Annotated in this window: 9 protein-coding genes; 5 read left to right on the forward strand and 4 right to left on the reverse strand. The window is 60.8% G+C overall.

Annotated features, from left to right (window positions below; translation table 11 throughout):
* Window positions 1-12 precede the first annotated feature (12 nt).
* From MB84_RS09575 to MB84_RS31700, 4 genes are all read left to right on the forward strand, one after another.
* Window positions 13-1,173: an ATP phosphoribosyltransferase regulatory subunit gene (locus MB84_RS09575; protein ID WP_046291609.1), complete on the forward strand. Its 1,161-nt coding sequence runs from the start codon at window positions 13-15 to the stop codon at window positions 1,171-1,173.
* Between the two features lie 73 nt (window positions 1,174-1,246).
* Window positions 1,247-2,587 carry an adenylosuccinate synthase gene (locus tag MB84_RS09580; RefSeq protein WP_046291610.1) on the forward strand — a complete coding sequence of 447 codons (1,341 nt, stop codon included), beginning with the start codon at window positions 1,247-1,249 and terminating at the stop codon, window positions 2,585-2,587.
* Between the two features lie 26 nt (window positions 2,588-2,613).
* Window positions 2,614-3,150 carry a phosphoribosyltransferase gene (locus MB84_RS09585; RefSeq protein WP_046291611.1) on the forward strand — a complete coding sequence of 179 codons (537 nt, stop codon included), beginning with the start codon at window positions 2,614-2,616 and terminating at the stop codon, window positions 3,148-3,150.
* Window positions 3,151-3,595: 445 nt separating this feature from the next.
* Entirely contained in the window at window positions 3,596-4,075 is a 480-nt protein-coding gene (locus MB84_RS31700; RefSeq protein WP_425415907.1) for a hypothetical protein, read from the forward strand.
* A gap of 65 nt (window positions 4,076-4,140) precedes the next feature.
* On the opposite strand, the gene MB84_RS09595 is transcribed toward MB84_RS31700, so the two are convergent.
* The 4 genes from MB84_RS09595 to MB84_RS09610 all read right to left on the reverse strand — a co-directional run bounded on the left by MB84_RS09595 (window position 4,141) and on the right by MB84_RS09610 (window position 10,908).
* A complete protein-coding gene (locus MB84_RS09595; protein WP_046291613.1) occupies window positions 4,141-6,219 on the reverse strand; it encodes a M3 family metallopeptidase in 2,079 nt (692 codons plus the stop codon).
* Window positions 6,220-6,572: 353 nt separating this feature from the next.
* A complete protein-coding gene (gene folD, locus MB84_RS09600; protein WP_046291614.1) occupies window positions 6,573-7,424 on the reverse strand; it encodes a bifunctional methylenetetrahydrofolate dehydrogenase/methenyltetrahydrofolate cyclohydrolase FolD in 852 nt (283 codons plus the stop codon).
* 356 nt (window positions 7,425-7,780) lie between these two features.
* Complete coding sequence (locus MB84_RS09605) at window positions 7,781-8,428, reverse strand: response regulator transcription factor (protein ID WP_046291615.1); 648 nt, start codon at window positions 8,426-8,428, stop codon at window positions 7,781-7,783.
* A complete protein-coding gene (locus tag MB84_RS09610) occupies window positions 8,425-10,908 on the reverse strand; it encodes a PAS domain S-box protein (RefSeq protein WP_046291616.1) in 2,484 nt (827 codons plus the stop codon). The genes MB84_RS09605 and MB84_RS09610 overlap by 4 nt, the downstream gene beginning before the upstream one ends.
* A gap of 342 nt (window positions 10,909-11,250) precedes the next feature.
* On the opposite strand from MB84_RS09610, the gene aceE reads away from it, so the two are divergent.
* Window positions 11,251-13,938, forward strand: coding sequence for a pyruvate dehydrogenase (acetyl-transferring), homodimeric type (gene aceE, locus MB84_RS09615; RefSeq protein WP_046291617.1), 2,688 nt, complete (start codon window positions 11,251-11,253; stop codon window positions 13,936-13,938).
* Window positions 13,939-13,998 lie beyond the last annotated feature (60 nt).

Raw genomic sequence — 13,998 nt, forward strand, 5'->3', positions numbered from 1 at the left:
TCCGAAATACCCATGCCGAACTGGCTACTTCCCGAAAATATCGCCGACGTGCTGCCGTCCGAGGCGCGCAAGATCGAAGATCTGCGCCGACTGATGCTCGATCGTTTCCGTACGTACGGCTATGAACTCGTCATGCCGCCGATGCTCGAGTATGTCGAGTCGCTGCTGACCGGCACTGGCCACGATCTCGACCTGCGCACCTTCAAGCTCGTCGATCAGCTCTCGGGGCGCACGATGGGCCTGCGCGCCGACATCACCCCGCAGATCGCCCGTATCGATGCCCACTTGCTCAACCGCAAGGGCGTGACGCGTCTGTGCTATGCCGGCAGCGTGCTGTTTACTCGTCCGCGCAACTTGCTGGCGACCCGTGAGCCGTTCCAGATCGGTGCCGAAATCTTCGGTCATAGCGGCCTCGAAGCGGATCTCGAAATCCAGGAGTTGCTGCTGTTCTGCTTGCAACTTGCCGGCCTGAAGCAGATTCGGATCGATCTTTGCCACGCTGGCGTGCTTGAGGCGCTGCTCGAAGGCGTGCCGGCTGCCGAAGCCATCGAAAGCCAGTTGTTCGGTGCACTGGCGACGAAGGACGTGCCTCAGTTGCAGGAATTGACGCAGGACCTGCCGGCGCACGTGCGGGATGCCTTGCTGACCCTGACCACGTTGTACGGCGACCCGGCGGATACGCTGGCGCGTGCGCGCAAGGTCTTGCCGGATCTGCCGGGTGTGAAGGCTGCACTGGACGATCTCGCCTATCTGGCGGCGTCGCAGAGTAAGGACGGTCCCGCCGTGCTGTCGATCGATCTGGCGGACTTGCGTGGCTATCAGTACCACAGCGGCGTGATGTTCGCGGCGTATGTCGACGGCATTCCCAACGCGATTGCGCGCGGCGGGCGCTACGACAAGGTGGGGCAGGCGTTCGGGCGTGACCGTCCGGCAACCGGTTTTTCGCTCGATTTGCGTGAGTTGGCGGCTATTTCGCCGGTTGAAGCGCGCAGTAACGCGATTTTGGCGCCAGCCGACGATGTGCCGGGCCTTCGCGCCAAGATCGACAGCCTGCGCGACGCGGGCGAGGTCGTGATCCGCATGCTGCCGGGGCACGATCAGGATTTCGAGGAGTTCACGGGAGACCGCGTCCTTGTCGAGAAAAACGGCCAGTGGGTTGTGACGCCCCGGTGAATTCGCTGAAAAAAGCGGCACTCCCGTGCGCCAACACGGGTAGAATACGTTTTTAACCAAACCAACTATTGTTATGTCCGGCAATGCTTTGAATCAGGGACGCAACGTCGTCGTTATCGGAACCCAATGGGGCGACGAAGGTAAGGGTAAGGTCGTCGACTGGCTGACCGATCACGCGCAAGGCGTGGTGCGTTTCCAGGGTGGTCACAATGCCGGACATACGCTCATCATTGGTGGCAAGAAGACGATCCTGCGCCTGATCCCGTCGGGCATCATGCACAAGGAAGTCACGTGCTACATCGGTAACGGTGTGGTGCTGTCGCCCGAAGCCCTGTTCAAGGAAATCGAAGAGCTCGAAAGCGCTGGCCTGAACGTTTGCGGTCGTCTGCGCATTTCCGAAGCCTGTACCCTGATTCTCCCGTACCACGTTGCCATCGACCAGGCGCGCGAAGCACGTCGCGGCGCGGGCAAGATCGGCACGACCGGTCGCGGCATTGGCCCGGCCTACGAAGACAAGGTTGGCCGCCGTGCACTGCGCGTGCAGGATCTGTTCGATCCGAAGGCGTTCGCCGAACGTCTGCGCGAAAACCTCGACTATCACAACTTCGTCCTGACGCAATACCTCGGCGCGCCGGCTGTCGACTTCCAGGAAACGCTGGACAAGATGCTCAGCTACGCCGAGCGTCTGCGTCCGATGATTGCCGACGTTTCGCAAGAGCTTTATGCCGTCAATCGCGAAGGCAAGAAGCTGCTGTTCGAAGGTGCGCAAGGCACGCTGCTCGACATCGATCACGGCACGTATCCGTTCGTCACCAGCAGCAACTGCGTGGCAGGTGCCGCTTCGGCTGGCGCAGGCGTCGGTCCGCAACAACTCCACTATGTGCTCGGCATCACCAAGGCGTATTGCACGCGTGTTGGCGCCGGCCCGTTCCCGAGCGAACTTTACGACGCGGATAACCCCGCCCGTCAGGAAGCCATTGGCCTGCAACTCGCGACGGTGGGTAAGGAATTCGGTTCCGTCACGGGCCGTCCGCGCCGCACGGGTTGGATGGATGCTGCTGCGCTCAAGCGTTCGATTCAGATCAACGGTGTGACCGGTCTGTGCATGACGAAGCTCGACGTGCTCGACGGTCTCGAAACGGTGCGTCTGTGCGTCGGTTACAAGATCGACGGCAAGGCGATCGACATTCTGCCGCGCGGCGCAGTGGACGTGGCCCGCTGCGAGCCGGTCTACGAAGATTTCCCGGGCTGGACGCAGAGCACCGTTGGCGTGACGGAGTGGGACCAACTGCCGGTTCAGGCTCAGAACTATCTGAAGCGTATCGAGGAAGTGAGCGGTATTCCGATCGATATGGTGTCGACCGGCCCGGATCGTGACGAAACGATTCTGTTGCGCCACCCGTTCAAGAACTAAAAACAGCACGACAAGCAAGACACACCATGAATCTGCCGCAAAACGACGATAAGAACCTCTGGGTCTCGTGGGACGAATATCATCGACTGATCGAGCGCCTGGCGCTCAAGGTCCATGAGTCCAACTGGAAGTTCGACAAGATCCTGTGTCTGGCCCGTGGCGGCTTGCGTGTGGGCGACCAGCTCGCACGCATTTACGACGTGCCGCTCGCGATCCTGGCGACGAGTTCGTATCGCGAAGCCGAAGGCACCATTCGTGGCGACCTCGATATCGCTCAGTACATCACCATCACGCGCGGCGAATTGGAAGGCCGTGTGCTGCTGGTCGACGATCTGGTCGATTCGGGTGTGACGCTCGAGCGTGTCGGCAAGCACCTGAAGGAGCGTTTCACGAAGGTGACGGACGTGCGCTCGGCTGTGCTGTGGCATAAGGCTTGTTCGAAGGTGGCGCCGGATTACGCGGTCGATTTCCTGCCGACGAATCCGTGGATTCACCAGCCGTTCGAAGAGTACGACACGCTGCGTCCGCACAATCTGGCGGCTTGGATCAAGCGCGGCACCTAAATCGTTCCGACGCATCAGGCGCACCGTGAGGTGATGCCTCGCTCGAGGGAGACTTCGGGTGACACAGGCGGTGTCATCGAAAGATGCACCGCCTGTCTTGTTTGGTTCGCCGTATCCGCAGTATTCGCTGTTGCCCCCCTTGATCCGCCTTGACCCTAGGCTCACCCCCCCCCACCTCAATCGCAATAAGCAGGCAATTCCCCCTTTGATTGCCGCTTGTGTCGGTTTCGCCCTGTGTTCTGATGGGGACTCTCATCATCCCTTGCAGAGTTTTTCTCACCGTCTTGCCATGATCAGGTTGTTTCGCCTCTTTCCCGCGACGTGCGCCATTGTGCTTGCAGGCCTGCTGACCTCGGCGAGCCAGTCGAGTTTCGCGGCGTCTGCTGTGGCGGGGGTCCACACGGCAAGCGGGCTTCGATATGTCTACGTCACGAATCAGGCGTCGATGGAGAAGGCCAAATTGGCCGCGTTGAACCGATGCAGAACTCAACTTGCATCGGGAAGCCGAGGAGGGCGATGCGAAGTCCTGATGGCGGGAAATGGGCCGGCCTACTGGGCGGTGGTGCATGCCAGCAATGGCGAGGTTGGGGTGGCCATAGGTGACACCCAGGACGCCGCGTTGCAAGACGCGTTTGTCGTTTGCCAGCGGGGTGGACAATGCTCGACGGACGGCGCGCAAGCGTGGTTCGATAGCGGTCAGCGTCCCGGGAAGCGCTTGCCGCCACCGCGGGCTGCTCAGGCAGCCCCGGCTCAGTGTCGGATACCTACTGGGCAGGTGGTCCGCATGCGCACCCAATGCGTCAACGGTGAATGCACGCGGACGTATGAGAACGGTTGCACCGTTCGCTTTCAGGCCGCCCGATGCCTGGATAAGGAGACGCGCAGCTATACGTGGCGCCCGAACGGTTGCGACGACGATAGCTGAGGGCTGAGGGCTGAGGGCTGAGAGCCGACGTCCGTCAGCCCCCGTTCCTCATGTGAAGCAGGACGTCAGCTCGCCGACATTCCGCTGTGGCGCAGTAAGGCATCGACCTGCGGCGCGCGCCCCCGGAATGCGATGAACGACTCCATTGCCTCGCGACTGCCACCGACGGCGAGAATCTCGTCACGATAGCGTGCCCCCGTCGAGGTATCCAGCACCGTGCCACTCACCTTGGCTGCTTCTTCGAAAGCGGCATAGGCGTCGGCCGACAGCACTTCAGCCCACTTGTAGCTGTAATAGCCTGCCGCGTATCCGCCCGCGAAGATATGGCTGAACGTGTTCGGCCAACGCGAGAAGTCCGCTTGCGGGGTGACGTGCAGGCGATCGTTGATGCGTCGCGACACTTCAAGCACCGACTCCGGGCCACGCGGATCGAAGTCGTAATGCAGATGCATGTCAAAGTCCGAGAACACCAGTTGACGCAGCATCATCAGGCCACTCTGGAAATTGCGTGCGGCAACCATCTTGTCGAAAAGCGAGCGCGGCAGGGCGGCTCCCGTATCGACGTGCGCCGTCATGTGCTCAAGGACGTCCCACTCCCAGCAGAAGTTCTCCATGAACTGCGACGGCAATTCCACGGCGTCCCACTCGACGCCATTGATGCCAGCAACACCGGCATCTTCGACTTGCGTCAGCATGTGATGCAGGCCGTGACCGAACTCGTGGAACAGCGTGATGACATCGTCGTGCGGCAGCAGGGCGGGCTTTTCTCCGACGGGGGCGGGGAAGTTGCACACGAGGTAGGCGACAGGGGTTTGTAGCGCACCGTCGTGCAGACGCTTACGCGTTCGCGCGCTATCCATCCATGCCCCGCCGCGTTTGCCTTCGCGGGCGAACAGGTCCATGTAGAACTGCGCGACCAGTTCGCCGTTGCGTTCGATGCGGAAGAAGCGCACGTCGGGATGCCACGTCTCAGCCTCTTGCGGACGAATCGTCACATCAAATAATGTGCCTGCAACTCGGAACAAGCCGTCGAGGACCTTGGGGAGCGGGAAATACTGACGCACTTCCGTTTCGGAAAAAGCGTACCGTTGCTGGCGCAGCTTTTCAGACGCGTATGCCGTATCCCAGGGCTGCAGCTTGTCAATGCCGAGCGACTTGGCCGCAAATGCCTGAAGCTCTTCCCAGTCCTTCTCCGCATACGGACGAGCGCGACGCGCAAGGTCTTCGAGAAACTCGAGCACTTGCGCGGGCGATTCGGCCATCTTCGGCTCGAGTGAGACTTCTGCGTAGTTCTTGAAGCCCAACATTTGCGCCTCTTCGCGACGCAGCGCGAGTTGCTCCACGACGATACCGGTGTTGTCCCAACCCGCGTCGCCATCGCCGAATTTGGGTCCGAGTTCGGATGCGCGTGTCACATTCGCCCGATACAGCTTTTCGCGCAGTGCGCGATTGTCGGCGTACTGGAGCACGGGGAAATACGACGGGAAATGCAGCGTGAACTTCCAGCCTTCCAAGCCATCGCGATCGGCAGCGGCGCGTGCGGCCGCCTTGTCGTCGTCAGGCAGACCCGCAATCTCCGTTTCATCGGTCACGACGAGGGAGAACTTGTTGGTGGCGTCGAGCACGTGATCGGAGAAGCGCTTTGCGAGGCTGGCCTGTTCTTCCTGAATCTCGGCAAAGCGAGGCTTCTGATCTTCGGGGAGTTCTGCACCGCCGAGGCGGAAGCCACGCATCTCATTGTCGAGGATCTTCTTGCGAGCGGGCGATAGTCCGGCAAATTCCGGTCCGGCGGCAATGGCCTTGTACTTGTCGAACAGCGCGAGATTTTGACCGACACTGGCCGAAAACTCGGTGACACGCGGCAGATTTTCGCTATAGGCGGCGCGCAGTTCGGGAGTGTCGGCGACGGCGTTCAGGTGTCCGATGATTTCCCAGGCGCGTCCAAGTCCTTCCGTGCCGTCTTCGACAGCGTCGAGGATATTGGCCCATGTCGCCGGCGTTGCGGGGTCGGCTGCGCGATCGACGGCCGCACGCGCGTGCTCCAGTAGCACGTCGACGGCTGGCGTCACATGCTCAGGGCGAATTTCGGAAAAACGGGGGAGTCCCTCGATGTCGAGAAGAGGATTGCTTTTCGGCGTATTCATGCGTTCGTTATCCACTTGAAGGGGCTTACGAAGAGTGTGGGGGCAACCTGTCGAATTTTCCAGTCGTTTTTTCAACCGATGCCATTGACGTCGCCAACCGGGAATTGCCCGGAAAGCCTTGGTGGGATTGACTTGGCGCGGTTTTGCGACGGCCGCGCGTTGGTAGGAACATCTGTTTTGTCACTCGCTGCGGGCCGGGTTTTCGGGTGATTCCGACGTCCCGCTTGGGTATTTCTCATCGCGCCTGCGTGATGCACAAATGAAGAGGGCGCGTACGACTCGTTGGCCGTACGCGCCCCACAAGGCGTTGCTGCGGGAAAACCGTCGCTTTCGGTCAACGGTCCAACTGGCGATCAGCCAAGCGCCCGCTCCGCCGCCTCGATCGTGTTGACCAGCAACATGGTAATGGTCATCGGGCCCACGCCGCCGGGCACCGGTGTGATGAAGCCAGCGACTTCCTTGACGCCTTGGAAGTCGACGTCGCCACAGAGCTTGCCTTCGTCGTCACGATTCATGCCGACGTCGATCACTGCGGCACCCGGCTTGACCATGTCGGCAGTGACGATATTGCGCTTGCCCACTGCGGCAACGATCACGTCGGCATTGCGCGTGTGCGCCGCCAGATCGCGCGTCTTGCTGTTGCAGATGGTGACGGTGGCACCGGCCTGAAGCAGCATCATGGCCATGGGCTTGCCGACGATGTTGGACGCGCCGATCACGACAGCGACGGCGCCGCGCAGCGGGAACGCCACCGATTCGAGCATCTTCATGCAGCCGTAAGGCGTGCAGGGGCGGAACAACGGTGCGCCCGTCATGAGTGCCCCGGCGTTCGAGACGTGGAAGCCGTCGACATCCTTTTCCGGTGCAATGGCTTCGAGCACCTTGTGGCTGTCGATGTGTTTCGGCAGCGGCAGTTGCACGAGAATGCCGTTGATCTTCGGATCGCGATTCAGCTCATCGATTCGTGCAAGCAAATCGCTCTCGGTCAGATCCGCCGGGTAGCGATCGAGCGACGAATACAGGCCGTTGTCTTCGCAAGCCTTCACCTTGTTGCGCACATAGACCTGACTGGCCGGGTCCTCGCCAACCAGAACCACGGCGAGGCCGGGTTGAGGGCCACGGGCGGTGAGTGCAGCGGCGCGTGTGGCGACTTCGGAACGAATACGTTTGGCGAGGGCGTTGCCGTCGATGAGGGTGGCGGTCATGATGCGTGGATATCGAATGAAGGAAGGGGGCTGGCCCAAAGGGCCGTGTACGGCGACGCGGGTCGGGCGGGCGACCAGCGCAAAGACCACATTATACCGGCGCGTCGGAGCTCACGGGAGCGGGGTGTGGGGTGTACGCGTTAATGCCAGCGTTAATGTCAGCGCTAATGCGAGCGTTAATGCAGCACTAGTGCCAGCGTTATCGCAAGTGCCGTTGGGGAGAGGGAGAAAGAGCGCAACCCGACGGGCGCGACCGGTGGTTGGTCGGCGGAAGGGCGCAGTGAGGCACCGGACTTGGCGTCGGCGCGTGTCCGAAGGCTCGCTACCCTGCACCCTAAGGTGCAGGGTGACCCGGTTTATCGCTTGGACAGCGCGAGGCGGAGTAGATCGGCAACGGTGTTAACGTTGAGCTTCTCCATAATGTTGGCGCGGTGCGCCTCGACCGTCTTGATGCTGATGCCCAGATCGTCGGCAATCTGCTTGTTCAGGCGACCGGCGATGATGCGCTCGAGCACCTGGTGCTCGCGGCTCGTCAGCTTCCTGAGCAGTTCTTCCGCCGCTTGCTGTTCGCGATGGCGGCCAGCCTCCTCGCGTGCGGTTCTCAGCATGTTTTCGACCTGTTTGCGCAGTTCGCCCTCGTCGAACGGCTTTTCGATGAAGTCCGTCGCCCCCTTCTTCATCGTCTCGACAGCCATCGGCACGTCGCCGTGGCCCGTCACGAAGATGATTGGCAGGTTGATACCGCGCTCGATCAGGGCGTCCTGAAGCTCCAGTCCGCTCATGCCCGGCATGCGGACGTCGAGAATCAGGCAGCCAATCAGGTTGTTCTGGCGGTTGCTTTGCGTAACGTCTGCGCAAAACTGCAGAAAATCGTCTGCACTGCCAAACCCTCGCACGTGATATCCATTGGCTTCCAGAAGCCAGCGAAGCGAGTCGCGGACAGCTTCGTCGTCATCGACAACAAAGACGGTTTCTTGATCGGTATTGATATTGGGTGTCGTCATAGTCCTCCCCCGGATCCGGATGTCGTATCGCTTTCTAACGGTAACAGAATACAAAAAGTACAACCATTCCGCACGCCGTCGATTTCATTGTTTTCTACCCACAGACGGCCGTGGTGCGATTCGATGATCGAACGGCAGATATTCAGGCCCATGCCCATGCCGTCCGACTTGGTACTAAAGAACGGTTCAAACAATCGTTCGATAGTCGCTTCGTCAACCCCAGGGCCGTGATCGGACACCTGGAATTCAATAGATTTATCCCGCCGTTCCACATGCAAACGCACCGTCGGGTCGCGTCGTTGTCCCGGCGGAGGCGTGTAGCCGTGCATCGCTTCGGCGGCGTTCTTGAGCAGGTTCATGAGGACCTGTTCGATCAACACCGGGTCGACGTTGATCTGTGGCAGTCCTGCCGGAAGCTCCGTGACGATACGGATGCGACGCTTACGCGCTTCGATTTCCGCCAGGCCGACGGCGTCCGCCACAATCTCATAAATGGATGACGGTTGTCGCTTCGGCTCGCTTCGTTTCACGAAGGCCCGAATCCGCTTGATGATCATCCCGGCCCGCACCGCCTGTTGAGAGGTCTTTTCCAATGCCGGCAACAGTGTTTCAGGGGACGTGCGGCCGGCGCGCACCAGCGCGGCCGTGCCCATGCAGTAGTTGTTGATGGCCGCGAGCGGCTGATTCAGTTCGTGCGCCAGCGACGACGCCATTTCACCCATCGTCGTAAGACGACCCGTGAATTGCAGGCGTTCTTCTTCCTGACGGGCCAGCTCTTCCGCGTGACGGCGGGCCGTAATGTCCGTCGCCACTTGCAATTGCGCCAGATGGCCGTCCACCCACTGAATGTACTGACGTCGAACTTCGAACCATTTCTGGTGCGTCGGCAGGTAGATTTCCTGCGTTTCCGCCGCCGTATCGGTCAGCGACGCTGCGGGCAGTCCGGCAAAAGCATCGACCATGTCGATGTGGTCGAGCGACGTCGGCGACAATTCGCCCCCGCCCGACAGTTCGAGGTGGCCTTCTGGGCGCGTGCCGAACAGTTGCCGGTAATAGCGGTTGGCGAAGAGTAACTCTGCCTTGTCGACGGCCAGCACCGATACCGAGGCGTCGAGGCTTTCGAGCACCGTCGTGAACCGTTCGTGCGCGGCGGCGAGCTCTTCACGGGCCCGTTTGGGCTCGCTGATGTCCGTCAGCGAGGACATCCAGCCGGTCTGGCGGCCATGGGCATCGACCAGCGGCGAGACAAACATGCGCGCATAGAAAATCGTGCCGTCCTTGCGTTGCACCCGAATTTCGAAACCGTGCGACGGGGCTTTGCCGCGCAGCGTCATATCGATGCGGCGCTGCATTTCGTGAATATCGTCCTTCGGCCAGTACGGATAGGGCGGCGCACGATTCATGAGATCCGGCTCGTCCCAGCCCGTCATCCGACAAAATGCCGGATTTACGTAGGTGATGTGGCCTTGCAGGTCGAGGACCCGCATACCGATCACGATGGAGTTCTCCATCGCCCTGCGGAATGACGTCTCATTAAACAGCGCCTGCTGCGCTTCGAATCGCTGGCGCGTGTGGCGCCACAAACTCCAGAGACTCCAGAGCACGAAGCAGGACAACCCGGCAATCAGCCAGACGAGCGTGTTGTTGACGAAGTTGCCGACCGCCGGATACGAGTAGATGCGCACAGCCAGACTGTGGCCGGGCGGGTCGAGCAACAACTCGTACGACACGTCGCGTGGTAGCGGTGGTCGCGTGGATGTCGTCGCCAGTTCGTTGTTGTGCGTGTCGATGAACGACACCTTGAACTTGTCGCCGAGTTCCTGGGGCAACTCATGAATGAGCAAGCCCTCGACCGAATACACCGCACTAATCGTGCCGAGGAACTCGCGCTCACGCAGCACGGGCACCTGAACGACGATGTAGCTGGCCCCCGAGGCGTCGTAGATCAGGGTGGAGTAGGCGGAGCGACGCGAGTCGCGCGCCGCGCGAAACGCCACTAACAGCTCGTCCTCCATGGGATGCTGGGCCGAGCCTTGTAGCCGTGAAGCGAAGGGGGAGTCCGCCGGAGCTGCCCACCTCGGCCGCTGCGATGCATCGAGCCAGTTCATGAAGACGATGTCTGCATGATTTTGCATCAACTCGCTTGCCGTGTTCTGGAAGTGCGCCACGTCCTGCGGTTTGGCCGCCGTGTCGCGCGCAAGGGAACTGACCTGGTCCTGAATGGCCAGCATATTGAGGCGGATCTGCTGCTGCGCCCAAGCGACGTTTCGATAAAGCGTGTCCTGCTGCTGCTCCGTTTCGCGACGGTTCAGGCTCCACAGAATCAAACTCATCACCACCAGAAAGATCACAATGGAGACGAGCGGTACCAGCAAGTAGTAGTGCGACTCCGCAAACCCCTGCAACCAACGGTTGGAGCGGGCTGGCGTAGCAGCGGACCGGGACGGCGGGGATGAGTTTGCGAGGCGTGGCGAAAGCATGGCGAGATTGTAGCGCAGGCCGACCGGTTTCCCGCTGTCGGAGTCCGTCAGGCGCTGCTTTTCGGAAGCGTCCGATATTTTTCGTAAGACGGCCGCTCAATTCACGGTTGAGACCGATCGGTACGCCCAAGAATCGTGATCTGATGGTGTCGGCAACCCATTGATTTTATGTGCAGTGCAGCAGATTTCCGCATTATGAAAATTGCTATCGTAATCTGAAATTTCGCTTGCGAAGGCGGGAATAACCTTCGTACAATGCCCCGGTAAAAATGCCGGTAGGCCCGTCCATGAAGCGGGTTACGACCGTTACGCCAACCCGCTAACGACAGACAAGGAGACACCATGTCCGCCGTACCTGAAGAAGCCCTGAAGATCGTATCCCCTGCGGACGCCGATCCCCAAGAAACGCAAGAATGGCTGGCCTCGCTCGAAGGCGTGCTGGCTGCCGAAGGCCCGGAGCGCGCGCATTACCTGCTTGAGAAGCTGATCGAATTCGCCCGCATCAACGGCGAGCATCTGCCTTTCTCGGCAAATACCCCCTACATCAACACCATCCCCGTCGACCAGCAGGCCCGTATTCCGGGCGATCAGGACATCGAGCACAAGATCCGCTCGTACACCCGCTGGAATGCGATCGCGATGGTGCTGCGTGCCGGTAAGGACACGAACGTCGGCGGCCACATCGCCTCGTTCGCCTCGGCCGCGACTCTTTACGACGTCGGTTTCAACCACTTCTGGCACGCCCCGTCCGACAAGCACGGCGGCGATCTGGTCTTCGTGCAGGGCCACTCGTCGCCGGGCGTGTATAGCCGCGCATTCCTGCTGGGCCGTCTGGAAATGACGCAGCTCGAGAACTTCCGTCAGGAAGTGGACGGCGGCGGTCTGTCGTCGTACCCGCACCCGTGGCTGATGCCGGACTTCTGGCAGTTCCCGACGGTCTCGATGGGGCTGGGCCCGATCATGGCGATCTACCAGGCTCGCTTCATGAAGTATCTCGAGTCGCGCAATATCGTGAAGACCGAAGGCCGTAAGGTCTGGGCGTTCCTCGGCGACGGCGAGACGGACGAGCCGGAATCGCTGGGTGCGATCGGCATGGCCGGCCGTGAACAGCTCGACAACCTCGTGTTCGTGATCAACTGTAACCTGCAGCGCCTGGACGGCCCGGTGCGCGGTAACGGCAAGATCATCCAGGAACTCGAATCGGAATTCCGTGGTGCTGGCTGGAACGTGATCAAGGTGGTTTGGGGCAGCCGTTGGGATTCGCTGCTTGCCCGTGACAAGCAGGGCTTGCTCATGAAGCGCATGATGGAATGCGTGGACGGCGAATATCAGACGTACAAGTCGAAGGACGGTGCTTACGTTCGCGAGCATTTCTTCAACACGCCGGCGTTGAAGGCGATGGTCGCCGACTGGTCGGATGAGGATATCTGGGCGCTGAACCGTGGCGGCCACGATCCGCACAAGATCTACGCGGCCTATCATTCGGCCACGACGCACAAGGGTCAGCCGACCGTCATTCTGGCCAAGACCATCAAGGGCTATGGCATGGGCGAGGCCGGTCAGGCCATGAACATCACCCACCAGCAGAAGAAGATGCCGGTGGAGTCGCTCAAGAAATTCCGCGACCAGTTCAAGCTGCCGATCTCGGACGATCAGATCGCCGACGTGCCGTACATCAAGTTCGAGGAAGGTTCGAAGGAACTGGAATACATGCGCGCCCGCCGCATGGAACTGGGAGGCTACCTGCCGCAACGCCGCACCAAGGCGGCTTCGCTGCCGGTGCCCGCGCTGAACGCATTCGACGCACTGCTCAAGGCGACTGCCGAAGGCCGTGAGATTTCGACGACGATGGCGTTCGTGCGTATTCTCAACGTGCTGCTCAAGGACAAGGCGCTGGGTCAGCGCATCGTGCCGATCGTGCCGGATGAGTCGCGCACGTTTGGTATGGAAGGCTTGTTCCGCCAGATCGGTATCTGGAGCCAGGTCGGCCAGCGCTACATCCCGCAGGATCAGGACCAACTGATGTTCTACAAGGAATCCGAGAGCGGTCAGATTCTGCAGGAGGGCATCAACGAAGCCGGCGGTATGTGCGACTGGATCGCTGCCGCAACGTCGTATTCGACGCACGGCGAGACGATGATCCCGTTCTACATCTTCTACTCGATGTTCGGTTTCCAGCGTATCGGCGATCTGGCCTGGGCGGCTGGCGACATGCGCGCGCGCGGTTTCCTGGTGGGCGGTACGGCCGGTCGTACGACGCTTAACGGCGAAGGTCTCCAGCACGAAGACGGTCATTCGCTGCTGTGGGCGTCGTCGATTCCGAACTGCCTGCCATACGATCCGACGTTCGCTTACGAACTCGCCGTGATCGTTCAGGACGGTCTGCGCCGCATGGTGCAGGATCAGGAAGACGTGTATTACTACCTCACCGTGATGAACGAAAACTACGCGCACCCGGCGATGCCGGAAGGCGTGGAGAACGACATCCTGAAGGGCATGTACGCCTTCCGTCGCGGCACGGACAACAGCAAGGCACCCCGCGTGCAACTGCTGGGTTCGGGTACGATCTTCAACGAAGTGATCGCCGCTGCCGAAATGCTCAAGAACGACTGGGGCGTCGAATCGGATCTGTGGAGCTGCCCGAGCTTTACGGAACTGGCTCGCGAAGGCAACGACGTGGCGCGTCACAATCTGCTGCATCCGACCGAGACGGCTCGCCTGTCGCACGTCGAGAAGTGCCTGAACGATACGCGTGGTCCGGTCATCGCATCGACCGACTACATTCGTACGTACGCCGATCAGATCCGTCCGTTCGTTCGTGGCCGTTATGTTGTGCTCGGCACCGACGGTTATGGCCGTTCGGATACGCGCGAAAAGCTGCGTCACTTCTTCGAGGTGGATCGTAACTGGGTCACGGTGGCTGCGCTCAAGGCGCTGGCCGACGAAGGCACGCTGCCGGCCAGCAAGGTTGCCGAGGCGATTGCCAAGTACAACCTGGATCCGAACAAACCCAACCCGATGACCGTCTAAAGGCCGCTGCGTGCGGTGAGCGTGCCGGTCAGTCGCCCCCCAGCGACAGTCCGGCGTGTG

It is taken from the genome of Pandoraea oxalativorans (genome assembly GCF_000972785.3).
In the GTDB taxonomy this organism is placed as follows: Bacteria; Pseudomonadota; Gammaproteobacteria; order Burkholderiales; family Burkholderiaceae; genus Pandoraea; species Pandoraea oxalativorans.

Excerpts from the sequence above, each read along its gene's own strand:
- MB84_RS09575 (WP_046291609.1), top strand. The coding sequence starts at position 13 with ATGCCGAACTGGCTACTTCCCGAAAATATCGCCGACGTGCTGCCGTCC.
- MB84_RS09580 (WP_046291610.1), top strand. The coding sequence starts at position 1,247 with ATGTCCGGCAATGCTTTGAATCAGGGACGCAACGTCGTCGTTATCGGA.
- MB84_RS09585 (WP_046291611.1), top strand. The coding sequence starts at position 2,614 with ATGAATCTGCCGCAAAACGACGATAAGAACCTCTGGGTCTCGTGGGAC.
- MB84_RS31700 (WP_425415907.1), top strand. The coding sequence starts at position 3,596 with ATGGAGAAGGCCAAATTGGCCGCGTTGAACCGATGCAGAACTCAACTT.
- MB84_RS09595 (WP_046291613.1), bottom strand. The coding sequence starts at position 6,219 with ATGAATACGCCGAAAAGCAATCCTCTTCTCGACATCGAGGGACTCCCC.
- folD (WP_046291614.1), bottom strand. The coding sequence starts at position 7,424 with ATGACCGCCACCCTCATCGACGGCAACGCCCTCGCCAAACGTATTCGT.
- MB84_RS09605 (WP_046291615.1), bottom strand. The coding sequence starts at position 8,428 with ATGACGACACCCAATATCAATACCGATCAAGAAACCGTCTTTGTTGTC.
- MB84_RS09610 (WP_046291616.1), bottom strand. The coding sequence starts at position 10,908 with ATGCTTTCGCCACGCCTCGCAAACTCATCCCCGCCGTCCCGGTCCGCT.
- aceE (WP_046291617.1), top strand. The coding sequence starts at position 11,251 with ATGTCCGCCGTACCTGAAGAAGCCCTGAAGATCGTATCCCCTGCGGAC.